A 26,480-nucleotide genomic window follows, 5' to 3' on the forward strand; every position below is an offset into this window, starting at 1 on the left:
AGAGAAATATTTTTTTGCTTGTCTTGCTTAATAGAATTTAAATAGTACGAAAATGAAAAATATAAAAACACTATTGTTACTGTTGGTTTTACTAACATTAACTACCCTTTGCACAATCGCACGCGAAAATATTGACCAGCCGCATTTTAAAAAAGCCCTGGTTGAATCGGTAATGTCCGGCTGCATACCTGCCAAAACCCAAACGGAGCTCGATATTAATAATGTTCGCACTACAATACTTACAGGCGGTGATATGTGGTGGAACCTGCTGTCAGCCAAATATGAAATTCCTAAAGGTGGAGGAGCCCATTCATTATTCTCCGGCTCACTTTGGATAGGCGGTATTGATGCCGGTGCTCAGTTAAAAGTTGCCGCAATGACCTACCGTCAGAACGGTAATGACTTTTGGCCAGGCCCTCTTGATACAACTACTGTAGATATCTCCGCCGCCGATTGTGCTGCTTTCGACAAACACTTTACCATTACCCGAAAGGAAGTTGAAGATTTTGTAAACGGGGGGCCCATTACCCAAAATATTATTAACTGGCCTGGAAACGGAAATACATCGATCGGACAGGGAAAATACCTTGCGCCTTTTTATGACAAAGATGGTAATGGTATTTATGATCCTGCAGCCGGTGATTATCCTAAATACAGCATGGATTCCCGGAAGTTTGCCTGTGATGACAGGCAGGTGTTCGGTGACAAAACCCTGTGGTGGGTGTTTAACGACAAAGGAAATATTCATACTGAGTCGGATGGCAACTCAATTGGACTTGAGGTACGCGCACAAGCCTTTGCCTTCACTTCAACAGATGAGATCAACAATATGACCTTTTATGATTATGAAGTAATTAACCGATCATCGATCCAGCTTAATAAAACATATTTCGGAGTATGGGTGGATGCCGATCTCGGTTATGCTTTTGATGATTATGTTGGTTGCGATGTACAAAACGGTATCGGGTATTGCTACAATGGTAACCCAGTTGATGGAAGCGGCGCACTTGGAACTTATGGCGCCAATCCTCCTGCAGTTGGTGTTGACTTTTTCCGCGGTCCTAAAGCGGCTGAACCTGGTGATGGGATAGACAGCTTAGTTAGTTATGTTGAGCCAAACGGCAGGATCAGCATGGCCAAGTTTGTCTATTACAATAACGACTTTACTGTTCAGGGTAATCCTACCAAACAAACAGATTATTATAATTATTTATCCGGCAAATGGATCGATGGAACTCCTTTCACATATGGTGGTAACGCCAAAGGCGGATCCACAGTTTGCGCCTTTATGTTTCCAGGTGATACTGACCCTTCAGGCAAAGGCACACAAAATGTGCCACAAAGCGCTTGGACAGAAACTACCGTTGGTAATCCTGTAGGTGATCGACGTTTTTTGCAATCAGCCGGTCCATTTACATTGAAGCCGGGTGCTGTAAACAATGTCACTATCGGATGTGTTTGGGCCAGGGCAACACAGGGAGGTCCGCTTGCTTCTGTATCACTCATGCGCGATGCGGATGTTAAAGCACAGGCCTTATTTAACAGTTGCTTTAAAATTACAAACGGCCCTGATGCTCCTGACCTGACTATACAGGAACTTGATAAGCAATTGATTGTTTACTTAACCAATAAGGCAACCTCGAATAATTATAAAGAAGGGTATAAAGAACGTGATCCTTTTATTTCTTCATTACCCGACAGTTTGTATGGATTTGAAGGATACCAGGTATACCAGATCGTTGATTCTACGGTAACTGTTACTGACCTTAATAACCCAGACAAGGCCCGTTTAATCTTCCAAACCGATCGCAAAAACGGAGTTGCGCAAATCGTAAATTACTATAAGGATCAAAGTTTGGGCGGAGCTTGGGTTCCACAGCAAATGGTTTATGGTGCCGATGCGGGCGTTAGCCGTTCATTTACGGTTGACAAAGATTTGTTTGCCAAAGGCGATAACAAATTGGTGAATCACAAGCAATACTTCTTTACGGCAGTTGCCTATGGATATAATGTGGGTGAAGCAAGTGCCGATCCCATCAACCGTCCCGACGGATATAACTTACCCTACATTTCAGGCAGAAGAAATATCAATAATTATGTAGCTATTCCGCATAATATAGCCCCAGAGGCAGGAGGAACTGAACAACATTCCAATTACGGCGATGGAGTTCAATTGACACGCATAGAAGGACAAGGTAACGGCGGACATATTCTGGATATTACTTCTAAATCAGTCACTGACATATTAAGTTCAACCATCTCAAGGGCCATTAACATTACTTATGAACGCGGCAAAGGTCCTGTTGAAATTAAAGTCGTTGATCCTTTAAATGTACCTCCTGGTTGCTTTACCATCGCAATCAGTGACTCAACACCAAATGCCCGCTGGACTCTTAAGAACAGCACTACAGGTAGCATCATAGCTCAATCCGATACGAGTTTATTACTCGGATCAGAACAAATTATTCCCGAATTAGGTATTTCGATAAGAGCAACGTATACCTATGATGTGGGTTATGGGAATGCTCCCGGCAATAGCGGTATCCTTGAAGCAACAATATCATTTGCAGATCCTCTAAAAAATTGGTTATCAGCCCTGGCTGATGTTGATGGTACAACAGCCCCTTATGGCAATCTGAACTGGATCCGTTCCGGAAAAACCTCAAGTACCCCGGCCAGTCCGTACGATGATTATTTTAGTGGCACGAATCCGGTGGATGGTTCACAGGATTTTGAAAAATTATTGTCCGGCACATGGGCGCCATATAGGCTTTGTGCTTATAGTGATGCGGCACTTACATGTACCGGTGGTCCTGCATGGGATAAGCTGATCTCACAGAATGATATAAGAAAAACACTTGCCAGTGTTGATATTGTTTTAACCTCTGATAAAACCAAGTGGACCCGCTGTCCTGTGATAGAAATGGCGGAAGAAACTGCTTTTGCTGAGGGCGGTGCACGCAAAATGGACCTCAGAAATTCACCATCGATCGATCAAAATGGTAACAAAGGTGATGGGACAACCTGGAGCACTAACCCGGCCGACCCCGGATATATTGCCCCAACAGGCATGGGATGGTTTCCTGGTTATGCAATTAATGTTGAAACCGGTGAGCGCCTGAATATGGCTTATGGTGAAGATTCTGGATTGCCACTCGAAAACGGGCGTGACATGGTTTGGAATCCAACCTCAAATGTTTTCTCTTCATCGGGCGCGAACCCAATATTCGGCGGCAAGCACTATATTTATGTATTCGCGCACTCTGCCGATCTCACCCCCTTCTCATCAGGTGATGCTGTTTTACCTAACGGGGCAAAGAGTCTTCCCCCATACGATCGTGGCAAGGCGATCTGGGAATTATTAAACACTGTAAAGGTTACTACAAGTAATAACAATTACAAAAGAGTTGTATATGTTGATGCCATGTGGGTTAATATTCCTTTGCTTTCTTCAGGCCACCAATTGCTGGAATCAGATGTGAAAGTGCGCTTGAGAGTTTCCCGAAAATTCCGGAAAGGATTCAGCGGTTTCTATGGTATAACTGCAGCTTCACAAGCTGTTATTGACACGATTACACCTAGTCAAAACCTGAACTACCCCATGTACAGCTTCTGCACCAATGATCTTGAAGCACATAAGGGTGATCATGAGATCGCAAAGAATGCAATTGATCTCATTAATGTGGTGCCAAATCCTTATTATGCCTTTTCCGGCTACGAAACAGATCAGGCGGATAACCGTATCAAAATAACCAATCTGCCTGAGAAATGCACCGTACGAATGTATTCGCTTAACGGCACGCTTATACGTACGTTCAAAAAGGATGATCCGAAAACATCCCTTGATTGGGATTTGAAGAACCAGGCAAATATTCCGATAGCCAGTGGAATGTATATTATTCATGTTGATGCTCCGGGCGTTGGTGAAAAAATACTGAAATGGTTTGGTGTAATGCGTCCGGTTGACCTTGATTCATATTGATTATTGGATGTAGACACCTCTGATAAGAAAAAATAAAAACAGCGTCGTATAAAATTGTTTAATGATTAACCTAGATAAAAGCAAATAACAGTCATGGGAAAATTTATTAAAAAGATCATTAGTGCTCTTTGTGCATCAGCAGTGCTTGGCAGCAGCACATTTGCTGGCAATGCCGATCGTGCCGGTCAGGCCGGTGCGTCTGAACTGCTTATTAATCCCTGGGCGCGCAGTTCCGGTATGGCCGGAGCCAACACCGCAAGTGTTAAAGGGCTGGAAGGATCATTTTTAAATATAGCCGGGATCGCATTTACCCGGAAAACGGAACTGATATTCTCTCACACCGATTGGCTGAGCGGAACTGATATCAGCATTAATTCGTTTGGTTTTACGCAAAGGGTTGGCGAAACGGGTGCTCTTGGCTTAAGTGTAATGAGCATGAACTTTGGCAATATTCCCATTACTACGGTTGACCAGCCTGAAGGAGGTATAGGAACATTTTCACCATCATTTGTAAATATGGGTCTGTCGTATGCAAAAGGATTTTCCGACAATATATATGGCGGCATGACAGTAAGAATGATCTCGGAAGCGATATCCGACGTTTCGGCACGCGGAGTTGCACTTGATGCAGGTATTCAATACGTAACCGGTCCTTTCGACAATATTCATTTTGGGGTTTCCCTGAAAAATGTTGGCCCTCGTATGCGCTTTAATGGTGACGGTCTTTCTTTCCGCACTCCGATTCCAGCCAACAATCCATCCGGAACCAAAACATTTACAGTTGAGAACCGTTCCGCCAACTTTGAATTGCCGTCCCTGGTAAATATCGGCGCTTCATACGATCTTTATTTTTCAAAGGACAGCGTATCAATGAAAAATCATCGTGTTACTATTGCGGGTAACTTTACATCTAACTCTTTCAGCAAAGACCAGTTCATGTTTGGTGCGGAATATGGCTTTAAATCATTCCTGATGGTCAGGGCTGGTTATTTGTTTGAAAAGGGAATAACCAGTACCGATGAAAGAACAACTGCTTTCACAGGTCCTACAGCGGGAATAACGATTGAGATCCCCTTTAATAAAAGTAAATCTACATTTGGTTTTGATTACTCCTACAGGCATACAGATCCCTTCATGGGGGTACATAGCATAGGAGCCAGAATAAATTTGTAAATTAGTACTGTTTTTAGAGTACTACGAAGCTTTAATGAGCGTAGTAGTATATCACATAAAAGAGAATTTCTAACGGAGTTCTCTTTTATGGTTTTTTATACTTTTGTAAATTACACTTATAACTACGTTTTATCATGTCACAGGTTTCATATTTTACGGAAGACGGCTTAAAAAAGCTGAAAGACGAACTCCACCATCTCGAAACTGTTGAGCGTCCCTCGATTTCAAAGCAAATAGCTGAGGCACGGGATAAAGGCGATCTGTCAGAAAATGCGGAGTATGATGCCGCGAAAGAGGCTCAGGGTTTGCTTGAGCTTAAAATATCGAAGATGAAAGAACTCATAAGCACAGCCAGGATTATTGACGAATCACAGATCGATACATCAAAAGTGTTTATTCACGCAAAGGTTAAGATCAAAAACCTTAAAAACAACGCTACCATGCAATACACATTGGTAGCCGAAAGCGAAGCTAACCTGAAAGAAGGAAGAATATCTGTTGACTCCCCGATCGGCAAAGGCTTACTCGGAAAAAAAGTGGGTGATAAAACTGAAATTAAGACCCCTGCCGGAAGTGTAAAGTTTGAGGTAATAAGTATATCACGATAGTATATAATTCTATAGAAATAAATTCGACAAATAATTTAGGCTTCAGGATTGGGGATTTAGGATTTATAAGACATAATAAGTTGGGCAAAATAAAAGTAGTATACTCTTATTCCTCAATCCCAAATCCTCAATCCTAAATAAGAAAGGGGCTAATTAATCATTTGATTTTGTTACTATAAACTTAGCATTCACATTGTGGCATCCTTGTTTTCTAAAATAGTAAAAGGCGAGATTCCATGCTATAAAGTAGCTGAAACAAATGATTATTTGGCCTTTCTGGACATTTTCCCTCTTAAACAAGGCCATACCCTTGTAATTCCTAAAAAGGAAACCGATTATATTTTTGATATTGATGATCAGCAATTAGCCGGACTGCACGTGTTTTCAAAACAAGTGGCACGCGCAATTGAAAAAGTTGTTCCCTGTAAAAGGATAGGTGTCGCGGTTATCGGACTGGAAGTACCACATGCTCACATTCACCTGGTACCTATGAATGAAATGAGCGACATCAATTTTGAGCGACCCAAACTCAAATTGCCACCAAACGAAATGGAAAGGCTGGCACAAGCCATACAACAGGCTTTTAAGGCGCTTTAACTAACTCATTATGGACTGAAAGTCCATAAGTTGTGGTAAAGAAAGAATAAAACTCTTTCCACAATACTAAATAAAAATGCTCAGTGTTTCTCTGTGTCACCTGTGTGCCTGCACACCGAAGTGTTTTGGCACACAGGTGTGAACTTTGTGTAACAAAAAATTACACAGAGAAAAAGGAGTTTCACAGAGTAGCAGGGTTTCAACTAACGAATGAGGGCAATGAAAATTATCCAGTCGGCAACAAAATTTCTATTCCCGCTTTTTCTACTTGCATGCTCTGCCCATCACACTAATAAAAATGAGTTGTTTACCATTACTCTTAAAACGATTAATGGCGTAGAATTTCCACTTCAGCAACTTTCAACAAATAAAGCATCGGTGTTTATTTTTTTATCGCCTGATTGTCCTGTGTGTCAGAGTTATTCTCTTACTTTAAATCAATTATTTGATAAATACAAAACGGATGGAGTGAAATTTTACGGAGTGTTTCCCGGATCAAATTTTGACAGGTCAGAGATTGAAACATATATAAAAACTTACAATTTAAAGCCTGATCTGTTGATGGATGAAGAAAAACACCTGAGCACTTTACTTGGAGCAAAAGTCACTCCTGAAGTATTTGTCATAGACCGAATGGGGAACATTCTCTATAAAGGCAGTATCGATAACTGGATGTATGAACCCGGACAAAAACGAACCCTTATCACAGAACATTATTTGGATGATGCATTGAATGCTCTTATATCAAATACTGCAATAAAAACAATTTCGACTGAAGCTAAAGGATGTTTAATTGAATAAAAAATAAACTAAACCACCATGTGCTGAAAGTCCATAGTTAATGGTAAAGGAAGGATGAAATTCTGATTCTCTGTGTCTCCTCTGTGCCTGCGCACAGAAGTATTTTGTCACACAGGTGTGAAACTCTGTGTAACAAAAAAATTATACCAAATATAAATTAATCCGTAACTTCTCTCTCCTTTGGAGAGAGACAAAGAGTAAGGCCAAAAAACAAAGACTAATTTATATTTATAATTGGTATTACACAGAGAAAAGAGAGTAGCCACAGAGAGAAGAATTTTTTTAGAAACTGAAAGTGCAGATTTCAACTAACGAATGAGACCAATGAATAAGTATTTGTCTGTTTCTTCTATTTCCCTGTTTATATTTTTTTATTCATGTCAACAAAAAGATCCTGTAACCTTCAGTGAGCATATCGCTCCTATTATTTATAAAAACTGTACCACTTGCCACAGGCCCGGATCTGCCGGCTCGTTTTCGCTTATCACCTATAGAGATGTTGCGAAACGAGCAAAGATGATCGGTAAAGTAACAGCATCCGGACTAATGCCTCCTTGGCCTGCCGACAACACTTATACTCATTTTATTGATGAGAAAGTATTGACTGAAGGTGAAATAAGTCTGATACAGCAATGGGCTGAAGCCGGCGCTCCATTGGGGGACACGACAAAACTTCAAAAGGCACCCGAATATATTGAAGGATCAATGCTTGGCAAACCAGACCTCGTCGTAAAAATGCCGGTAATATTTAATATAAAAGGTGATAACAAAGATAACTTCATGCTGATGAAGATCCCCTTCGAATTGCCGAACGACACATTTGTGCGCGCGATCGAGTTTGTTCCCGGAAACCGAAAACTCGTTCACCATGTAAACGGACATCTCCTGCGTTATGAGTATGATAAAAAGAAAAATATTAATGACGGCGAAAAAATCGTAGACACACAAACAAACAGCGTGAAAGAATCATATGATAAATTAAGGTTGGCCAATGATGACGGCACTTACCCATTACTTAAACAATCGTTTGTAAACTATTTACCAGGGGTGATGCCCGTTAAGTATCCCGATGGGATCGGAGGATTTGTCCTGAACCGTAAAAATGCCATCCTCCTGAAGGACATTCATTATGGGCCTTCACCTATTGACACTTCCGATCAATCCTGGTTCAATATTTTCTTTGATAAAGAAGCACCCAAACGGCCAACGCTGGAACTTCAGCTGGGCACATTAGGTGTTTCGGAAATAATACCTCCATTAGTTATACCGCCCAATGAAATAAAAACATTTTATACCCGTACTGTAGCGCCTATGGATATGTCCATACTTACCATAAACCCGCATATGCACTTATTAGGAAAAACTTTTTGGGCCTATGCCTTAACGCCGCAAGGCGATACTATTCCGTTGATCCGGATCAAAAAATGGGATTTCAGATGGCAGTATTTTTATACGTTCAAAAAAATGGTGAAAATTCCAAGAGGCTCAGTTATAACAGCAGTGGGAGTGTATGATAACACAAGTAACAATCCCAATAATCCATTCAATCCTCCCCAACTGGTGCAGGAACGAAGTGGCAGTATGCGTACCACCGACGAGATGTTTCAATTTATTATCACCTATTTGCCTTACCGGACAGGCGATGAAAATGTTAATTTAGGGGGGAATTAGCTGCCGGTTGAGAAGCTTATGCGACAATTTATTAAATAAAACCTTACTGAGCACTACGAAACTATGTAATGAGCGTAGTAGTATAATGACACCAACCAACAACCGACAACCCTTAACAAACAACCAATACTTATGAAAAAAATCTACTACCTATCCTCCTGCTCTACCTGCGCAAGAATAATGAAAGAGTTGGATATCGAAAGAAAAAGTTTCATCCTCCAAGATATTAAAACAGAAAAAATAACCGCAGCACAGCTCGATGAACTCAAAAAGATGGCCGGCACTTATGAAGCACTCTTTAGCCGGGTGGCGTTGAAATACAGAGCCATGGGCCTTGACAAAAAACAACTCACTGAAAAGGATTACAGGCAGCATATCCTTGAAGAATATACGTTTCTTAAAAGGCCGGTTATCATTGTGGGCAGCAGGATATTTATAGGGAACTCGAAAAATAATGTGGCGGCAGCAAAAGAGGTTTTGAAATGATACAAGTTGTCGGTTATTGGTTGTTAGAAACTTAAATAAAAACAGTGCGACGGGGACATTGAGCTTGTCGAAATGTAGCGTTGGCCGGCTTTCCCATAGGTTTCGAAGGAGCTTAACCTGGTACACAATAATCACTATTTTTGAGACAGCTTAAAGTAAGAGTAGCAACTGAAACCAACAACCAACAACTGGTAACCAACAACCAGTATGAACAAGAATCTCAAAGCACATATCGCATTACTTTTATCTCAGCTTATTTATGGGGCTAACTACTCCATTTCAAAACTGGCCATGCCGCAATACATTCAACCTTTCGCTTTTATCTTTTTAAGAGTAACAGGGGCTCTGGGACTTTTCTGGATCACAGGAATTTTCGTTAAAGAAAAAATGGAAAAAGCCGACTTTAAAAAAATTCTGGTATTGTCTGTGTTTGGAGTGGCTATTAATCAAATGCTTTTTTACAAAGGTCTCAACATGACCACCCCCATAAATGCCTCTATCATTATGACATCAAACCCCATTGTTGTATTGTTATTAACGGCATTTATTCTGAAAGAGAAAATATCGGGTAACAAAATATTCGGGTTAATACTTGGCATAACAGGAGCATTAATGCTTATGCTTGTAAACAAAAACTTCACTTTTGGTTCGGATACAATCGTAGGCGACATATTGGTATTTATTAACTCAACTTCATGGGCCTTTTACCTGATTCTTGTAAAACCACTGATGAAAAAATACAACTCTGTTACAATTCTGAAATGGGTATTCCTGGTTGGATTATTTTATATTACTCCTTTCAGTATTACCGAATTCAACCAGATAAACTGGGTTACAATGCCTGCGACTATTTACTGGTGTATTGCGTTTGTCGTAGTTGGCACCACTTACTTTGCATTCCTGTTTAATACATACGCACTAAAGGAATTAAGTCCTTCTGTGGCAAGTATTTATATATACATGCAGCCTTTCCTGGCCTCATTGATAGCTATTGCTATAGGACAGGACAATCTCGACCCTATAAAAGTATCTTCGGGAATGCTCATTATAGCCGGTGTATTTCTGGTCAGTAAACGATCGTCCATAACTTAACATAGTTCTATTTTATGTCCATTCTGTATTTGCTTCTCTGACTTCAAATTCCTTTTTAATTCCTATTTTTGAAGTATATATAACATTTATGAAACAGCCATAATACCTTCAATATCAAAAACACGGATGAATATCATGGGTGTTCCCTGTCTGCCGACAGGCAGGCATCCGACAACCAGAAATTTTAAAAATATATACGGATGAAATCAATGACAGGTTTTGGGAAATCGACCGGTGAATTGCCCAACAAAAAAATAACCGTTGAGATAAAATCACTTAACAGCAGGCAATTCGACCTTAACCTTCGCATACCAGGACTTTATCGCGAAAAAGAATCCGAACTACGCTCTGAATTATCAAAGCAGACTGAACGCGGCAAAATTGATTTCGGCATTTTTTCCGAATACACCGGCGAAGCTAACGTTGTCAGTATCAATAAACCTTTGGCAAAAGGCTATTATAATGAACTGAAAAAATTATCCTCTGAGCTGAACGAACCTGCAAAAGACATACTTTCTCTCATTATGAAGATGCCTGATGTCCTGAAATCGGATCGCCAGGAATTGGATAAAAAAGAATGGGAACAGGTAAGAAAATTGATCGACGAAGCCATTAAAGATTTCCAAAAATTCAGGGATGATGAGGGTACCGTACTAAAAAAGGAATTCATTAACCGAATCAACCTCATAAACAAATTATTGGAAGATGTTATAAAACTGGATGAGGAGCGCATTCCTCTTTTACGTGAAAAATTAAATAAGGGGGTAAACGAACTGAAAGAAAAGATCGATCAGAACCGTTTTGAACAGGAGCTTATCTATTATATTGAAAAACTTGATATCAGCGAGGAAAGGCTTCGTCTTAAAACTCACCTCGATTATTTTTTGAAAACCATGACTGAAACTTCTTCCGGCCGAAAACTCGGTTTTATATCGCAGGAAATCGGACGTGAAATAAATACCATTGGCTCAAAGGCCAATGATGCAGGGATACAAAAGCTTGTAGTACAAATGAAAGATGAACTTGAGAAGATAAAAGAACAATTGTTAAATGTTTTGTAATATGTGGCCGATTTGCGTCATTATTCGCTTTCTTTCGTAAATGAAATGGATCAGGGTAAATTAATCATATTCTCAGCCCCATCTGGTGCAGGCAAAACAACTATTGTGCATCATCTGCTCAATGTTCTTCCTTACCTGGAATTCTCCATTTCCGCCTGCAGCAGACCTATGCGCAAAGGTGAACAAAACGGTGTAGATTATTATTTTTTAACTGTTGATGAATTCAAACAAAAAATTAAAACCAATGAGTTTATTGAATGGGAGGAAGTGTACACCGACAATTTTTATGGCACATTAAAATCAGAGATCCAACGGATATGGAAGAATAACCGGCACGCTATTTTTGATGTTGACGTAGAGGGTGGACTGAACCTCAAAAAACAATTTGGCGAAAAAGCGCTTGCTGTTTTTATAATGCCTCCATCTGTTCAGAGCCTTGAACAACGATTGCAACAACGTGAAACCGAAACCCCGGAAAGTATTTCCAGGCGTGTAGGTAAAGCCGAAAGAGAATTAAAGCTTGCCGGTAAATTTGATAAAATAATACTAAACGACGATCTTGGCAAAGCTTTGGCTGAAGCCGAAAAAATAGTGGGGGAATTTCTTAAAACTTGAACAGAGCTGCAAATACCGCCTTCATCTTTCCTATTCTTCTCCTTTTATTATTTATCCCGAAATATAGTTCGGCTCAGATGCTGGATTCTATTCGACTGAGCTTCAACCAAAAATGGCGCTTTGTTGTCGGGGTCGATTCCCGTAACTCATTTATCAGTAACGAAAGAGCAGAGATCCTTGGTTTAAAACTGGGAGTTCAATTTGGAAAAAAAATCGAGATTGGAATAAGCGGGCATTTAATGAATGGTCGAAATTCGCATTTTTACAAAAACTATGCAGTAACGTCGCCTTCAAATACTACCGAAATAGTAAAAGCCCAGCTAAAATTATTCTATATCGCATATTACGCCGAATACATCTTTTTCAACAGCAAATACTGGAAGTTCAGTGTGCCCTTGCAGTTAGGTATGGGACGTTCAAGTTATGTATATAGTTATAACCGGAAAAATGTACGCACCGACAGGCATTTGGTACTGATCTATGAGCCCATCATTGCTACCGAATATAAAATATTCAGGTGGCTTTCAGCTACTGCAGAGGTCGGTTACCGGATAATGCTGATCAACAATCCGGCTATAAAGGAAAATTTCAATTCTCCAACATACTCATTGGGTGCAAGCATTTCCTTTACCGAGCTTTATAAAAGATGTTTTCCTGAAAGCAAATTGGCAAATAAAATGTAGTGTTGTTAATTATCGATTGTTTATATAATTGATCCCTAACAACTGACAACATAACATCAAAAAGTTTGTTTAAATTTGGACATTAACATAAATTCATGAACCCAAGCATCAATCCTGATTCTGAAAATCTTTCGTCTGAAGAAAAGGAATTTGAAAAGGCTCTGCGGCCCGGCGAATTCTCTGATTTTACAGGTCAGTATGAAGTGGTTGAAAATTTAAAGGTGTTTGTGCAAGCCGCCAAACAACGCGGAGAAGCACTTGATCACGTACTTTTACATGGTCCTCCGGGTTTGGGTAAAACAACACTTGCCAATATCATTTCCACCGAATTGGCGGTAAGTATTAAAACAACATCCGGCCCCGTACTCGAAAAACCGGGCGACCTGGCCGGACTGCTTACTAATCTTGAAAAGTTTGATGTTTTATTTATTGATGAAATACATCGTTTGAGTCCTGTTGTTGAAGAGTATCTGTACTCTGCCATGGAGGATTACAAGATCGATATCATGATCGACTCAGGTCCCAACGCACGCACAGTGCAAATAAAACTTAATCCATTCACATTAATAGGCGCCACTACCCGCTCGGGATTGCTTACCGCTCCATTACGCGCCCGCTTCGGCATTAATTCCAGGCTCAACTATTACGATTCCAAATTAATCCGGAAAATAATTGTTCGTTCATCCGAAATTTTAAATGTGCCCATAAATGAAGATGCGTCATTCGAAATAGCACGGAGGAGCCGTGGAACACCCCGTATCGCGAATGCTTTGTTGCGCAGGGTACGCGACTTCGCGCAGATAAAAGGCAAAGGCATCATTGACATGGAAATTGCCAATTATGCGCTTGCTGCATTAAATGTTGACAAGAACGGACTTGATGAAATGGATACACGCATACTTACCACACTTATCGATAAATTTAAAGGAGGACCTGTCGGCATTACCACCATATCAACAGCTGTTGGTGAAGAGGCCGGAACTATTGAAGAAGTTTACGAACCATTCCTCATACAGGAAGGTTATCTTGTACGAACTCCGCGGGGCCGGGAAGCAACGGAGCTGGCATACAAACATTTGGGCCGGGTACCTCGCCATACAAAGGGATCATTGTTCGATATATAACCTTCGGTTCTCCATTTACTCCGTGGGACCTTGCAATGAATAAGACTCATCATACTGCGTTTGTTAAACAGGAAGCTAAGCGCCTTGGATTCGACTATTGCGGAATTTCGAAAGCAGAATTTTTAGCCGATGAAGCGCCGCGTCTTGAACAATGGTTGAAGAAAGGGATGCATGGCCGGATGAAGTATATGGAAAATCATTTCGACAAACGGCTTGATCCGCGCTTACTTGTTGATGGAGCCAAATCTGTTATTTCATTATTGCTGAATTATTTTCCCTCCGAAACCCAGGATGACATTGAAGCTCCAAAAATTTCCAAATATGCTTATGGAAAAGATTATCATTTTGTGATAAAAGAAAAATTAAAGTTGCTCAGTGACTCCATTAAAAAAAATATCGGAGATATAAATGGACGGGCTTTTGTTGACTCAGCGCCTGTATTGGATAAAGCCTGGGCAAAAAGATCCGGCTTAGGGTGGGTCGGAAAGAACAGCAACCTGATCAACAGGCAAAACGGTTCGTTCTTTTTTATAGCGGAACTGATTATTGACCTTGAACTGGAATACGATGGAGCGATAGATGACTATTGCGGCACCTGTACAAAATGTATTGACGCGTGCCCGACAAATGCAATCGTGGAGCCATACATAGTCGACGGAAGTAAATGTATCTCCTACTTTACTATTGAACTTAAAGAAAATATTCCCGTTGAAGTAAAAGGAAAATTCGAGAACTGGGCGTTCGGATGCGACATCTGCCAGGATGTATGTCCCTGGAACCGCTTTTCGACAGCACACAACGAACCGATGTTCGCCCCAAAGAAAGAATTGATTAACATGGACGCGACTGATTGGGAAGAAATTACAGAGGAATTATTCGATAAACTATTTCATGATTCCCCCCTTCAGCGGCCAACTTATAAAGGCTTCAGGCGAAACCTCGATTTCTTAAAATGACCTGAAATATTTTTCTGGTCCTCTCCCTATTTTATCAAGTTTTGGTAACTGTTTTAAACACCTGCAGAATAATTTCACGATATTGAGTTCCAAACGTAGCCAGGCACCATACCTTCAACATCAATCGCTCTTCATGCTTTACCCATTGTACTGCTTTTTTTAATTCTTTGCGGAACAGTGAACGATCAAAGCTCACCTTTTCCAAAATCTTTTTACTTAGTTCAAACATGGTGGGGAGGATTTAGGCTTATAAATATTGTTTTGATAAAAATCAGGAAGATTAATTTAAAAAAAAATAGCATGAAAATCTAATTCGCCTTTCAATAGTTTTTAACAAAGTGTTTGTTAATACCGATGCAATATCAATGTCGTTAAGTTAAGTTCGAAGGGCTTATCTCAACAAACCATTACTCTTAACTTAACGGCATTGGATGCTATAAATAGGAATCCCCATTCCTGAATATCACATTAACGACTAATATCCTCTGTTTTAAAGAAATTTGGAACTCTATCCGACAAATTACCTGTCATTCCAACGGAAAGTGTCCTGTTCAAAACCTGCCAGGTCGAGAACACGATCGATCACAGTTGAGGCTAATTGTTCGAAATTTTTTGGGCTGCTATAAAATGAAGGGCTTGCCGGACAAATAATACCTCCTGCTTCAGTAACTGTTTTCATATTATTAATATGAATAAGGCTCAGCGGGGTGTCACGTGTAACTATAATCAGCTTACGTCTTTCCTTTAAAATAACATCGGCTGCACGTGTAGTAAGGTCATTGGAAATTCCTGAAGCTATTCGGGCAAGGGTACCCATTGAACAGGGGCAAACGATCATTATATTGTACATGGCCGAACCGGATGCAAATGGGGCTGTAAAATCAGTTTTTGAATATGTTTTAAAAGATATTTTCTCAAATGACCTATCACCTAGTTCATGCTGCCATACCTCTTTGGCATTATCACTCATCACCACACCAACAGCAGCCACCTGGCTTTTCAATAGCTCCAGCTTTTGTAAAAGAACCCTGGCATAAACAGATCCACTGGCACCAGTTATTGCGACAATAACTTTATGTTTTAACTGCGGCATTATAATTCACTTTCAATTACTTAATCTGACAATACTCTATCAGCGTAAAACTACAATACATTACTCATTAATCCAGTCTTAATTTTTATGTATTGAATAATTTTATTTTACAGAAACAATGGAAATTATAACATAATTAAAAATATATAATACGCTAGTAAATTTTGCAAATTACTGATAATCAATTTATTAAGTCTATTGATTGAAGGCCAGAGTTGGAATTGAATAAAACATGACAGAAAATTTATCCAATAATTGCTTTTCAAATAATAATAATTTATATTTGGTCATAATCTAAACTCATACCCTTATGATTAAATCTATCCGCAATTCCATACTGGTTGGCTTATTCAGCATGAGTGTTCTTGTGAATGCGCAAGATATACACTTTAGCCAATTTGATCAGGCTCCATTATTCCTGAATCCGGCTCTGACATGTTTAACTTCCGATTTCAGAATTACGCTTAATTATAAAGATCAGTGGGGAAGTATAAGTCCCGGAGCACCTTTCAGAACTTATGCCTTTACAGGTGAAATGGCTTTATTTAAAAAGCGTGGAAAAGGAGCTTACATGGGTGTGGGTCTTTCTGCATTTTCGGACAAAGCCGGCGATATTGAATATGGCAACAAAACAATAAGAGCAACTGTATCCGGCGTTGTACCGGTTAATGAAACAAATACCCTTTCAGCAGGTTTGCAAGGCGGATTCGGACAATTGTCATACAACCAGGATAAAATGAAATGGGGAAGTCAGTACAATGGTACTGCCTTTGACCCAACTATGGCGGGTGAAACCCCTAACTCCGCACAGGAAAGTTATGGTGATTTTTCGTTAGGTGTTCATTGGGCTTATGGTAAAGACCAAATGTATATCAGCGCCAACGACAATCTTAAATTTAACGTGGGACTTGCTATGTACCACTTAAACGCTCCTAAGGTATCCTTCTACACCAATGACCCTGATAAACTTTTTTCTAAATATGTTATTCATTCGAGTTGTACTGTTGGTATCAAGAATACTAACCTTCAATTATTGCCAAGTATGATGTATCTTGTACAGGGTCCTTCAACAGAGTTAACCTTTGGTACATTGATCAAATACATTTTACGTGAAGATTCAAAATATACAGGCTTTGTAAAAGGAGCGGATGTTGGATTAGGTTTATATATGCGTGCGAAAGATGCTGTGATAGCCCAGTTACTTCTTGAGTTTGGAAACTATGGTTTAGGTGTGAGTTACGATGTAAATACATCAGATCTTCGCGCTGCGACCAATGCAAAGGGCGGATTAGAGATCATGTTGCGCTATCGCAGTCCGAACCCATTCTTATATCAATCAAGAGCACAATTCTAATACTTACATAAGCAATTGCTTAACTAAAGCAGGTACCCCGGTACCTGCTTTTTCTTTTATAATTGTAAGATTACTTACATGCTCTGTTTTATCGACTGTAGGGTCAATGAGGTATTTTGGAATTTCGTCATGTGCATGATCCAATAAGCCTGCTGCAGGATATACATTAAAGGATGTACCGATCACAATGAATACATCGGCCGCGGAGGTTATCTCATATGCCCTGAGCATATTTGGAACCGGCTCCCCAAACCAAACTATATGAGGCCTTAACTGTGAATTCTTGGCACATTTCTCGCCAAGCTCCAGCTTCCAGCCTTTAATATCATAAACCAGTGAAGGGTCCAGTGTACTGCGGCTTTTCAGAACTTCTCCATGCAAGTGCAACACTTTTTTTGAGCCCGCCCGCTCATGAAGATCATCTATATTTTGTGTGATCACCTGAACATCATAACGCAATTGTAATTCAGCCAATGCTATATGTGCGGGATTTGGCTTCGCTTCCAGCACCTGTTTTCTTCGCAGGTTGTAAAAATCCAACACCAATGCTGGATTCTTTTTCCAACCCTCAGGTGTCGCTACATCATTGATATCAAACTCTTCCCATAAGCCTCCGCTATCACGAAACGTTTTAATGCCGCTTTCCGCGCTTATGCCGGCACCTGTAAAGACAACGATTTTTTTCACCTGGAATTATTTCCAATTAAACTCATAAAAGACATGGGCCGGCTTTCACCAAAAATATAGCCTGCATGTTCGAGCCACACCAAATCAATCCCAACCGCTTGCCAGAACATCTGCAATATGCATCACCTTCAATTTCTTTTGCCGCTTTTTGATGTAGCCATCCATATGCATTAAACATGACATGTCCGTAGAGATAATATAATCTGCGCCGACTTCCATTGCGTTTGCAACTTTATCCTGCCCCATACCAACAGCAATGGGTTCAAATTTTACAGCAAAACTTCCGCCAAATCCGCAGCAAACATCCGTATCCTTCATCTCCCGCAGTTCAAGTCCGCGGACTTTTTCAAGCAATACCCGAGGCTCTCTTTTCACGCCGTATTCGCGAAGAGCCGAACAGGAATCATGGTAGGTAGCAATGCCATTCAGTGCCGCGCCTATATTTGTGATCTTTAAAATATTGACCAGGAAATCCGTGAACTCAAACATGTTCTTTTGCACTTGTTTAAATTCATTATGAAGCACGGAATTGTGAAACATCTCCGGGAAATAATTTTTAACAAAGCCGGTACATGAAGCCGAAGGACAAACAATATAACGATCGTTTTGAAACTCTTTAATGAATTTTTCACCCACCTCCTTGGCTTCTTTCCAATAGCCGGCATTGAAAGCCGGCTGCCCGCAGCATGTTTGTTCGGGGTTATAGTTAACAGAACAGCCCACCTTCTCAAGCACTTTAACCATATTTACTGCAGCCTGCGGATAGATCTGGTCGATAAAACAGGGAATAAAAATATCTACTATCATAGTGGACGAATAATCCACCTTCGCCGAGACTTGGGTGGACGAGGACGAATTTACGAATAATTGGACGTGATAAACCGGGAAGTTTTTAACAGGAAGTGCTCACTCGGCTGCCTCGATAACCCTGCTTTTAGGGATGGTAAGCAGGATAACAAAACCTACAACAAAAAACAAGATCAGCGCAAGCACTGAATTGCGCATGCCGCCTGATATTCCCTCAATATAACCAAATGAGAATGTTCCGATAACTATACCTATTTTTTCACATACATCATAAAAACTGAAGTATGACGCGTGATCCTCTGTTTCCGGCAAAAGTTTGGAATAGGTTGAACGTGATAACGATTGAATGCCTCCCATAACAAGTCCTACGAGGGAAGCTATGATATAAAAATCGCCAGGAGTATACACCCAAAGGTAAGTTCCTATACAAATTCCTATCCAGATAAAAATAGCGACTCCTAATGCCTTAATATTCCCTACCCACCCCGAAAGTCTCGAAAACAACATAGAACCCGCCACGCCGACAAACTGTATGAGCAGCACGCTGATGATCAGATTACCGTCTTCCATACCAACAATTTCTTTTTTGGCAAAAAGAACTGCCATAAGCATAACAGTTTGAACCCCCATACTGTAAATAAAAAAAGACGTTAAAAAGCGCTTAAGCCTTGCGATATGCTTCAATTCGGACCACACTTGGTAGAGTTCCTTAAAGCCTTTGAAAACAATATTGCCTTCCGGTTTATGCCCGTAAATATTATTGGGCAAACGTGCGAATGTTATCTGCGCGAATCCTATCCACCAGATACCAACCGTAACAAATGAATAACGTGCATTCATCTCAAAACCCTTTATTAAGATCAGATTGATGATCAATAACAACGCACTCCCGATATAACCCATTGAAAACCCTTTCGCGCTGATGCGATCGTGATCCTGGGGATCGGCAATTTCGGGAAGGTATGCATTGTAAAAAACAAGGCTGCCCCAAAAACCAACACTGGCAAGCAATACAGACAACAAACTGAAAAAAAGATTGTCAACACTAAAAAAATAAAGTGATGCGCATGATAATGAACCGAGATAACAGAAAAACTGCATGAATTTTCTTTTGTTACCCGAATAATCTGCTATGCCCGAAAGAATCGGAGCCAAAAGTGACACAATAATAAATGACAGGGAAACAACATAGGAATAAAGCTCAGTGTTCTTAAATTCCCTTCCGAACAATGATAAAGTATCACTCAATAACTTACCATCGTTATCTACAACACTGGTAACATTCTGATAGAAAACAGGAAAGATGGCAGCAGTAATAACCAATGGGTAAGCGGAGTTGGCCCAATCGTAAAAGGCCCAGGCATTGATTAGTTTTGTATCTCCTTTTTCGATGTGGGTCATTTACTCCAAATCATAAAACGCTGGTATAAAATCAATATTTCGTTATTTCAAATTCTACTCTCCTGTTTTGTTTCCTACCCTCTTCCGTAGCATTACTTGAAATAGGTTTTGTGCTTCCGTAGCCTTTAAAATCAATTTCATTAGCTACACCTTTTTCGATAAGGTAATCGAATACGGCTTTAGCCCTTGCTTCCGAAAGTGCCTGGTTAGCATCCTCATTGCCCTGGCTATCCGTATGCCCATTGATACGCAATTCCATTTTTGGATTTTGCTCAAGCTGCTCGATCAGCCTGTCCAATTCCGGGTACGAATCATCAACAAGGTCAGACTTGGCTGTTTCAAAGAAGATACTGCTCAAACGAACAACATCACCCGCTTTATACAAATTTGCTTCTTCAGGCACATGCATTTTATGAACCACGGAGCGCTTCATCTGAGCCAGAGTTGCAGGATCGATCTTTTCAACGAGTGAAACATCATCAACAAAATAATAGGACTCATGAAAAATCGCGAATAGTTTTTTCCGATTCAACCTGTACATGTCGCGTTTTGTTTTTTTTACAAAGTGACCAAGTGTAAGGTATCGTTCGCCTCCACTGGCAACAAAATCTCCTTCAAGCTTAATCCAGTCATAATTTCCAACGAGACCCTTTCGGTTATACATATAAAGCGAATTGGTTGAATCTACCTTATCGGAAAGAACAAAAGGTTTGATAGAGAAATAAACCCCCAGGTGCTTGAGGGCCATAGTACTGATAGAAAGTAACCGGAAATAACAAACAAAATGATACTCTTTACCCGGTTTTAATTTCTCAATGAGTTTAACATACAAAAACTCCTTATACTTTAACTGAAAACGAAGTCCGACACTTGCCTCACCCGAATGAGCTCCGTGATATCTGCTTGTATCGAGTTTTAAAGCCTGCAGATAATAATCAACGGTTGCAATTCCTTTCCAGGGAGCGCAATTCGATATAGATGCATTGCGCTTATTTTTGTGTGCTTCAAAACCGCCGTTAGGAACCAGGTTTTTCTGAGCATACAAGCCGGATGCCATGAACACCAATAACAGTGCCGGGATCACTTTTCTATATTCAATACAAAAGCCCATTCGCTTCAAACAGATCAGAATTTGAATTCTTTAATAGTATCAACAAAAAATTTCACTTTATCCTTTTCCGTATCCGGATACAGGCCGTGACCAAGATTTGCAATGTGTCTTTTAGGACCAAATGCTCTGAGCATTTTTATTGTTTCTCTCTTTATCGTTTCGTTATCGGCATAAAGTAAACAGGGGTCCATATTACCCTGAAGCGTTTTACCCCATCCGATCAATTCACGGCTTTCAGCAATATCCATGGTCCAGTCGAGGCCAATTGTATTACACTTCAAGGTACTTAAATCTTTACGTACAAAAAAGGCGTCTTTAGCAAAAACTGTTAACGGCACCTCGTTAATTGCTTCACATATCTTTGAAATATATTTCAATGCAAATTCCCTGTATTGTTCCGGGGAAAGCACACCTGCCCAGCTGTCAAACAGCTGGAGCATATCAGCCCCGGCTTTCACTTGTCCTTTTAAATAATTAATGGAACTCTGCGTAATCTTATCCAGCAATTGGTGAGCCAACTGAGGATGTGTATATAAAAATTTCTTAGCTTTTGAAAATGTCTTAGAGCCAGAACCTTCTACCATATAGGCAAGTATGGTCCAGGGCGCGCCACAAAAGCCGATCAAAGGAACACGATCATTCAATTCATTTTTGGTAAGCTGCAATGCTTTCATTACGTAATGAAGGTCATCGGCCTGAGCGATCCGCAATTGGTCAATATCATTTTTGATCTGAATTGTCTTTTCAAACCAGGGTCCCTTCGCTTCTACCATCTGGTAGGGCAAACCCATTGCCTCAGGAATGACCAGAATATCGGAAAAAATTATGGCGGCGTCAACACCTAAAATATCAACCGGCTGTATACTTACCTCGCATGCAAACTCAGGCGTTTCAACCAACTCTTTAAATCCGTTGAGCTTTGAGCGTACTGCGCGATACTCGGGCAATACCCGCCCGGCCTGGCGCATGAGCCAGACAGGAGTTCGCTCCACATCCTCACCTTTTGCCGCACGTAAAATCAGATCATTTCTCAGCATACCTAAAGCCCCACTTGGTTTACTTTATCAATTTATAAACAGCCGATTACAAACCTACATGATTTTTTATAATATTTCCATTAACTCATTCAATGATTTTATCTCATAACTTATTGTTTCAGCATGCTGCTTATCAGTTAAATTATAATACACCTGATCCATTCCTGCTGCACGTGCACCCAATATATCAACTTCCAGATCATCCCCGATCATAATACAGTCAACCGCATTCGCCTTGACTTGCTTAAGAGCGTATTCAAAGATAAGTGGCGATGGCTTTTTATAACCTGCCTGTTCAGGAGTTATCACGCGTTTAAAATGAGTTTCAATTTTTGAGGCTTTTAATTTGGAAAACTGTGCATCTTCAAAACCATTAGTTATAATATGCAGTGAATACTTACTTCCCAGATAATTTAATATTTCATACGTATATGGCTGTACAATGCTTTTATGCGGAGCGATTTCAACATAATCCTCACTTAAACTGTAACTCAGATCATAATTTTTCACGCCAAAATGCTGCAGCACAAGTAAAAAACGTTTGTACCTGAGTGATTGCTTGCTTATTCTTCCTTTTGAATAATCGGCCCAGAACTTCTTATTTATTTCATCGTATTTTTCAATGAACGCATCAAGCGAAACCAATCCTTTTTCCTGCAAAGCATATTTATAATACAACTCTTTTAATGTCTCAGCAGAGTTGGCATCCGCATCCCAAAGTGTGTGATCAAGATCAAAAAATATGTGCCGGTACTTTCTTACCATATATTTTTAGTTTCAATGAGTCCCGGATACTTGTGCCCTTGAGGATATAATACCATCTGTGGTTTCAGACATGAATTGGGTGAGTCTGAAATCCAGGATGGAATAATATTTCATCCGCATATTTTTTTAAATTTCTGATTGTCAGATGGAACACCCATGATATTCATTTGTTATTTTGATTCCAAAGGAATCATGGGTGTTTCAATGAAAGATATACTGATAAATATTGTTGTAAAAAAAATACAGGACAACAGCCCAGCCCCCAATAGAAATAAACATATAGGACATTATTTTCTTCCTGTTTTTATAATATCGCACAGCTAAAAAAACACCCAGGGGTATTGATAAAAGTGAAGGGGTAAGAATTGCGAGGCCAAACAAACCGAATCTGCGTTTGACTCTCACGATCATTTTATTTGTAAAGGTAAATTTAGGCTTTGGTTTGACCTTGCTTTCCTCAGGATCCGGGTTACTCTTGTTTTCAATAAGCTTTTGTCTTACTTTTTTATACGAACGGATCAATGCCTCGCTGATAAAGGTAAACACAAATGTTCCGGTCATTCCGCCGCTAATGGTAACTGTTAACACTTTGAAAAACGACCAATTAGCGAATACAGCTGAGGGTACGCCGGCCAGACCAAACTTTAAAGCACTAAGTACAAAAACACCGGCAATTTCAAGAAACTCTTTCCAGCCCATAACAATAATTATTGCTTTATACCAAATGACAGATCGCCGGCATCACCGAGGCCAGGCACAATGTATGACTGAACAGTAAGCTCCTCATCAACAGCTCCTATCCATAACGAAATAGTATCCGGCAAATGCCTTTTTACATACTCAACTCCTTCATGGCTGGCAATGACCGACACCACATGAATTTTTTTAGGAACACCCCTGCGGAGCAATGCCTTGTATGTAAGTTCGATGGAAGTGCCTGTGGCCATCATAGGATCTGCAAGAATGAGTGTTTTATTATTGAGATCGGGAGAGGCCATATATTCAACTTTAACATCAAAGCTCCCGTCTTTCTGGTGCTGGCGGTAAGCCGACACAAAGGCGTTTTCGGCCTTATCAAAAACATTGTGCATGCCATAATGCAAAGGCAATCCGGCTCTTAGTACAGTAGCCAGTACAGGCTGTTCTGCCAAAACATTCGCATGAGCATGCCCAAGTGGGGTTGTTACTTCAATGGTATTATAAGAGAGTGTTTTGCTTATTTCGTAAGCAAAAACCTCACCCATTCGTTCAATATTCCTTCTGAAACGCATACTATCACCCTGTATTGTCACATCGCGTAATTCGGCCATATACTGGTTCATCACCGAATTCGTTTGACTCATTATTGTTACCTGCATAATTGTTTCTGTTTATTTCTCATAAATATAGTACTTTAGGAGTAAAGGGGAAGAGCGTGCTATCAGCTAACAGCATATTTAACAACATCTTCATATAACTCCCGCCAGCCGAACCAAACTTTATCGTTACTCAATGTTTCATTGTGCCATAAACTCATGAACACACCATTTACAGCACGCACTTCATCCACCAGAGGTTTAATGTAGTCCATCGCCTCCTCGGGATCAACTTTCATATAATATTTTAAAGTGGCATCCATCACAGCGAACGGATGAACTTTGAGCCGTGTTTCAACCTCCTGATCGAGGTCATAAAAATTGAAAGGAGTACAGGTACCGGCCCTGAAACCAACCTGGTTGGCATAACCCATAGAATAATCATCAGTTATATCGAGGTCAATCAGACTGCGATAGGTATCGGGAAAACGTAATTTCAGAAAATGTTGACGGCTTTTTGTGATCTCACGGTTAAGTATTGAAGACAACCGTTTAAGCTCCTTTTGCAACTGAGCCTTTTTTGCATTCGACGCATACGATGGGTGTATTCCAACATCTGCCTGGTCGGCCAGGTTTTTTATTAGGGACCTGAACCTGTTATTTTCAGGGGAAATATTTTTGTCGTTGACATCATAATCGCCCAGCAAAACAAAATAGACCGGACGGAGCTTATACTTCCTTTGAATATCGAATAACAGATCATAGGTATCATAAGGATCTTTTTGCGCGCCCATCAACACTTTTGTGCGCTCCGTCACTTGCTGAAGGTTGAATTGTGTAAATGATTTGGCATAACCACCCAGTGTGCGCATCACTCCCTTTTCCTTATACGCATAAGCATTATCTATATCAATTGTTGAGATGTACTTATACTTACGCTCCGGAAATTTTAAAGCAGGGTATCTCTTTGCTATAAGATCCCTGAGCCAGCCTGCCCATATATTTACTACCGGCTTGTGCAGAAAATTGTGCTTATACGCCAGGCTTTCAAAAGCGTTATAACGATCGTATTTATCACGGATATGAGGCAGGTACTCTTCATACCTGCTCACCAGGTAAAAAATAGCCGCAAAGGGATCAAAGGGAAGTGCGGAATGTTTCCCGATGCCACAAAACACGGCATTGTGCTCCCACTCAAACACCTGAATATTTTGTTCACTTATCCCGGTTTCGAACAGAAGCTTGTGGCACTGTACAAAAGGTTCATCACCAATAGGTTGTTGGGCATAACAAATTTTTTCCTGTGCGTAGTTTCTGAACCTATCAATATCCGACACCAGCTCAAAATCAACACCCAGCATATCCTTAAATACAAGATGGAAAATATACCTGCAGCGATTGGTAATTTTGGGAATGTAGATGAGCAGCATCAGTCAATGACTTGCTTTAAATGATGTTCAATATGGTCAACGTAATCATCTATTATAAATTGCAGCCTGAGTGTTCCCTGCTCATGAAAGTCGGCCACATTACTTAATTTAAAGCTATTCATACTCCTTAAAATATGAAGCAAATGCAGGTTATATATATGCCATAATTCAATAACATCAACCCATTTTCGCTGATTGTAATGCTGAACCTCCACCCATTCATTCTGCTTGTATTTGGGCAATTGCAGGTTATTATCAATCTGCATACGCACAAACCGTTGATGATTATTCGATGCGGAATCAACCAGGTGGCCGATCACTTCCTTTTTTGACCATTTGCCGATCAGCAAACGCTCGGAAGCTTCTTTTTCTGTGATTTTTTTTAATTTTTTTGGAGCTTCTTTCAGTATTTTTTCGAGTCGCTCAATTGCAGCTATCATATTTCAAATTTATATATTATCATTACTGTTTTGATGTTTATATATAACGTTCTTTGAAAGTATTGTTATCATTGAGTTACAGGGCTTTTAGTTGCTAAGACGATTTGAAATTGATTCAGCATTTTTTGAGTGTAATATGCTCAAAATCAGCGCTAAATGAATCAAGGTAAATATGTTTTTTCGCAGTTGACCGATCTTTTATCACAAACAA

The 26,480-nt window shown here is 40.1% G+C and carries 26 protein-coding genes; 14 read left to right on the top strand and 12 right to left on the bottom strand.

Going from position 1 to position 26,480, the window contains the following annotated elements:
- Window positions 1-52: 52 nt before the first annotated feature.
- From HYU69_04700 to queG, 13 genes are all read left to right on the top strand, one after another.
- Complete coding sequence (locus HYU69_04700) at window positions 53-3,982, top strand: T9SS C-terminal target domain-containing protein (protein ID MBI2269641.1); 3,930 nt, start codon at window positions 53-55, stop codon at window positions 3,980-3,982.
- A gap of 93 nt (window positions 3,983-4,075) precedes the next feature.
- On the top strand, window positions 4,076-5,155 hold the full coding sequence (locus HYU69_04705; protein ID MBI2269642.1) for a PorV/PorQ family protein: 1,080 nt from the start codon (window positions 4,076-4,078) through the stop codon (window positions 5,153-5,155).
- 134 nt (window positions 5,156-5,289) lie between these two features.
- Complete coding sequence (greA, locus tag HYU69_04710) at window positions 5,290-5,763, top strand: transcription elongation factor GreA (protein MBI2269643.1); 474 nt, start codon at window positions 5,290-5,292, stop codon at window positions 5,761-5,763.
- Between the two features lie 195 nt (window positions 5,764-5,958).
- Window positions 5,959-6,360, top strand: a complete 402-nt coding sequence (locus HYU69_04715) for an HIT family protein (protein MBI2269644.1) — start codon at window positions 5,959-5,961, stop codon at window positions 6,358-6,360.
- A 219-nt stretch (window positions 6,361-6,579) separates the two neighbouring features.
- Window positions 6,580-7,161, top strand: coding sequence for a redoxin domain-containing protein (locus HYU69_04720; GenBank protein ID MBI2269645.1), 582 nt, complete (start codon window positions 6,580-6,582; stop codon window positions 7,159-7,161).
- Window positions 7,162-7,485: 324 nt separating this feature from the next.
- Window positions 7,486-8,832, top strand: a complete 1,347-nt coding sequence (locus tag HYU69_04725; GenBank protein MBI2269646.1) for a cytochrome c — start codon at window positions 7,486-7,488, stop codon at window positions 8,830-8,832.
- 132 nt (window positions 8,833-8,964) lie between these two features.
- Window positions 8,965-9,318 (top strand): hypothetical protein, encoded by a 354-nt coding sequence (locus tag HYU69_04730; GenBank protein MBI2269647.1) that lies wholly within the window; start codon window positions 8,965-8,967, stop codon window positions 9,316-9,318.
- 207 nt (window positions 9,319-9,525) lie between these two features.
- Window positions 9,526-10,410, top strand: coding sequence for an EamA family transporter (locus tag HYU69_04735; GenBank protein ID MBI2269648.1), 885 nt, complete (start codon window positions 9,526-9,528; stop codon window positions 10,408-10,410).
- A gap of 209 nt (window positions 10,411-10,619) precedes the next feature.
- The gene (locus HYU69_04740) at window positions 10,620-11,471 is read left to right on the top strand and encodes a YicC family protein (GenBank protein ID MBI2269649.1); all 852 of its coding nucleotides are present in this window, start codon (window positions 10,620-10,622) and stop codon (window positions 11,469-11,471) included.
- 45 nt (window positions 11,472-11,516) lie between these two features.
- Complete coding sequence (gene gmk, locus HYU69_04745) at window positions 11,517-12,086, top strand: guanylate kinase (protein MBI2269650.1); 570 nt, start codon at window positions 11,517-11,519, stop codon at window positions 12,084-12,086.
- On the top strand, window positions 12,083-12,769 hold the full coding sequence (locus HYU69_04750; protein MBI2269651.1) for a hypothetical protein: 687 nt from the start codon (window positions 12,083-12,085) through the stop codon (window positions 12,767-12,769). The genes gmk and HYU69_04750 overlap by 4 nt, the downstream gene beginning before the upstream one ends.
- 95 nt (window positions 12,770-12,864) lie before the next feature.
- Complete coding sequence (ruvB, locus tag HYU69_04755) at window positions 12,865-13,893, top strand: Holliday junction branch migration DNA helicase RuvB (protein ID MBI2269652.1); 1,029 nt, start codon at window positions 12,865-12,867, stop codon at window positions 13,891-13,893.
- 35 nt (window positions 13,894-13,928) lie between these two features.
- A complete protein-coding gene (gene queG / locus HYU69_04760; protein MBI2269653.1) occupies window positions 13,929-14,849 on the top strand; it encodes a tRNA epoxyqueuosine(34) reductase QueG in 921 nt (306 codons plus the stop codon).
- Between the two features lie 34 nt (window positions 14,850-14,883).
- On the opposite strand, the gene HYU69_04765 is transcribed toward queG, so the two are convergent.
- Complete coding sequence (locus HYU69_04765; protein MBI2269654.1) at window positions 14,884-15,078, bottom strand: hypothetical protein; 195 nt, start codon at window positions 15,076-15,078, stop codon at window positions 14,884-14,886.
- A gap of 291 nt (window positions 15,079-15,369) precedes the next feature.
- Entirely contained in the window at window positions 15,370-15,942 is a 573-nt protein-coding gene (locus HYU69_04770) for a UbiX family flavin prenyltransferase (protein MBI2269655.1), read from the bottom strand.
- 310 nt (window positions 15,943-16,252) lie between these two features.
- Between HYU69_04770 and HYU69_04775 the strand changes: the two genes are divergently transcribed.
- Complete coding sequence (locus HYU69_04775) at window positions 16,253-17,296, top strand: PorP/SprF family type IX secretion system membrane protein (protein MBI2269656.1); 1,044 nt, start codon at window positions 16,253-16,255, stop codon at window positions 17,294-17,296.
- A gap of 3 nt (window positions 17,297-17,299) precedes the next feature.
- Here the strand turns inward: HYU69_04775 and HYU69_04780 are convergent, their stop codons facing one another.
- The 10 genes from HYU69_04780 to HYU69_04825 all read right to left on the bottom strand — a co-directional run bounded on the left by HYU69_04780 (window position 17,300) and on the right by HYU69_04825 (window position 26,269).
- A complete protein-coding gene (locus HYU69_04780) occupies window positions 17,300-17,983 on the bottom strand; it encodes an NAD-dependent deacylase (protein ID MBI2269657.1) in 684 nt (227 codons plus the stop codon).
- An 84-nt stretch (window positions 17,984-18,067) separates the two neighbouring features.
- The gene (locus tag HYU69_04785) at window positions 18,068-18,790 is read right to left on the bottom strand and encodes a (Fe-S)-binding protein (GenBank protein ID MBI2269658.1); all 723 of its coding nucleotides are present in this window, start codon (window positions 18,788-18,790) and stop codon (window positions 18,068-18,070) included.
- Between the two features lie 99 nt (window positions 18,791-18,889).
- Window positions 18,890-20,191 carry an MFS transporter gene (locus HYU69_04790; GenBank protein ID MBI2269659.1) on the bottom strand — a complete coding sequence of 434 codons (1,302 nt, stop codon included), beginning with the start codon at window positions 20,189-20,191 and terminating at the stop codon, window positions 18,890-18,892.
- 31 nt (window positions 20,192-20,222) lie between these two features.
- Window positions 20,223-21,311, bottom strand: a complete 1,089-nt coding sequence (locus HYU69_04795; protein ID MBI2269660.1) for an OmpA family protein — start codon at window positions 21,309-21,311, stop codon at window positions 20,223-20,225.
- A 5-nt stretch (window positions 21,312-21,316) separates the two neighbouring features.
- Window positions 21,317-22,339 carry a uroporphyrinogen decarboxylase gene (gene hemE, locus HYU69_04800; protein ID MBI2269661.1) on the bottom strand — a complete coding sequence of 341 codons (1,023 nt, stop codon included), beginning with the start codon at window positions 22,337-22,339 and terminating at the stop codon, window positions 21,317-21,319.
- A 66-nt stretch (window positions 22,340-22,405) separates the two neighbouring features.
- Window positions 22,406-23,104 carry a noncanonical pyrimidine nucleotidase, YjjG family gene (locus HYU69_04805; protein MBI2269662.1) on the bottom strand — a complete coding sequence of 233 codons (699 nt, stop codon included), beginning with the start codon at window positions 23,102-23,104 and terminating at the stop codon, window positions 22,406-22,408.
- 201 nt (window positions 23,105-23,305) lie between these two features.
- Entirely contained in the window at window positions 23,306-23,803 is a 498-nt protein-coding gene (locus tag HYU69_04810; protein ID MBI2269663.1) for a hypothetical protein, read from the bottom strand.
- Between the two features lie 8 nt (window positions 23,804-23,811).
- Window positions 23,812-24,462 carry a uracil phosphoribosyltransferase gene (upp, locus tag HYU69_04815; GenBank protein ID MBI2269664.1) on the bottom strand — a complete coding sequence of 217 codons (651 nt, stop codon included), beginning with the start codon at window positions 24,460-24,462 and terminating at the stop codon, window positions 23,812-23,814.
- A gap of 62 nt (window positions 24,463-24,524) precedes the next feature.
- Complete coding sequence (locus HYU69_04820; protein MBI2269665.1) at window positions 24,525-25,829, bottom strand: polysaccharide deacetylase family protein; 1,305 nt, start codon at window positions 25,827-25,829, stop codon at window positions 24,525-24,527.
- On the bottom strand, window positions 25,829-26,269 hold the full coding sequence (locus tag HYU69_04825) for a DinB family protein (protein ID MBI2269666.1): 441 nt from the start codon (window positions 26,267-26,269) through the stop codon (window positions 25,829-25,831). The genes HYU69_04820 and HYU69_04825 overlap by 1 nt, the downstream gene beginning before the upstream one ends.
- Window positions 26,270-26,480: the final 211 nt, after the last annotated feature.

This window comes from Bacteroidota bacterium, assembly GCA_016183775.1.
Lineage (GTDB): Bacteria > Bacteroidota > Bacteroidia > JABDFU01 > JABDFU01 > JABDFU01.

Bases quoted from the DNA above. Each gene is read 5' to 3' on its own strand.
- greA (MBI2269643.1), top strand. From the start codon at position 5,290: ATGTCACAGGTTTCATATTTTACGGAAGACGGCTTAAAAAAGCTGAAA.
- HYU69_04765 (MBI2269654.1), bottom strand. From the start codon at position 15,078: ATGTTTGAACTAAGTAAAAAGATTTTGGAAAAGGTGAGCTTTGATCGT.
- upp (MBI2269664.1), bottom strand. From the start codon at position 24,462: ATGCAGGTAACAATAATGAGTCAAACGAATTCGGTGATGAACCAGTAT.
- HYU69_04810 (MBI2269663.1), bottom strand. From the start codon at position 23,803: ATGGGCTGGAAAGAGTTTCTTGAAATTGCCGGTGTTTTTGTACTTAGT.
- HYU69_04720 (MBI2269645.1), top strand. From the start codon at position 6,580: ATGAAAATTATCCAGTCGGCAACAAAATTTCTATTCCCGCTTTTTCTA.
- HYU69_04735 (MBI2269648.1), top strand. From the start codon at position 9,526: ATGAACAAGAATCTCAAAGCACATATCGCATTACTTTTATCTCAGCTT.
- HYU69_04820 (MBI2269665.1), bottom strand. From the start codon at position 25,829: ATGCTGCTCATCTACATTCCCAAAATTACCAATCGCTGCAGGTATATT.
- HYU69_04785 (MBI2269658.1), bottom strand. From the start codon at position 18,790: ATGATAGTAGATATTTTTATTCCCTGTTTTATCGACCAGATCTATCCG.
- HYU69_04770 (MBI2269655.1), bottom strand. From the start codon at position 15,942: ATGCCGCAGTTAAAACATAAAGTTATTGTCGCAATAACTGGTGCCAGT.
- HYU69_04775 (MBI2269656.1), top strand. From the start codon at position 16,253: ATGATTAAATCTATCCGCAATTCCATACTGGTTGGCTTATTCAGCATG.
- HYU69_04725 (MBI2269646.1), top strand. From the start codon at position 7,486: ATGAATAAGTATTTGTCTGTTTCTTCTATTTCCCTGTTTATATTTTTT.
- HYU69_04705 (MBI2269642.1), top strand. From the start codon at position 4,076: ATGGGAAAATTTATTAAAAAGATCATTAGTGCTCTTTGTGCATCAGCA.
- HYU69_04805 (MBI2269662.1), bottom strand. From the start codon at position 23,104: ATGGTAAGAAAGTACCGGCACATATTTTTTGATCTTGATCACACACTT.
- HYU69_04700 (MBI2269641.1), top strand. From the start codon at position 53: ATGAAAAATATAAAAACACTATTGTTACTGTTGGTTTTACTAACATTA.
- HYU69_04825 (MBI2269666.1), bottom strand. From the start codon at position 26,269: ATGATAGCTGCAATTGAGCGACTCGAAAAAATACTGAAAGAAGCTCCA.
- HYU69_04740 (MBI2269649.1), top strand. From the start codon at position 10,620: ATGACAGGTTTTGGGAAATCGACCGGTGAATTGCCCAACAAAAAAATA.
- queG (MBI2269653.1), top strand. From the start codon at position 13,929: ATGAATAAGACTCATCATACTGCGTTTGTTAAACAGGAAGCTAAGCGC.
- gmk (MBI2269650.1), top strand. From the start codon at position 11,517: ATGGATCAGGGTAAATTAATCATATTCTCAGCCCCATCTGGTGCAGGC.
- hemE (MBI2269661.1), bottom strand. From the start codon at position 22,339: ATGCTGAGAAATGATCTGATTTTACGTGCGGCAAAAGGTGAGGATGTG.
- ruvB (MBI2269652.1), top strand. From the start codon at position 12,865: ATGAACCCAAGCATCAATCCTGATTCTGAAAATCTTTCGTCTGAAGAA.
- HYU69_04730 (MBI2269647.1), top strand. From the start codon at position 8,965: ATGAAAAAAATCTACTACCTATCCTCCTGCTCTACCTGCGCAAGAATA.
- HYU69_04790 (MBI2269659.1), bottom strand. From the start codon at position 20,191: ATGACCCACATCGAAAAAGGAGATACAAAACTAATCAATGCCTGGGCC.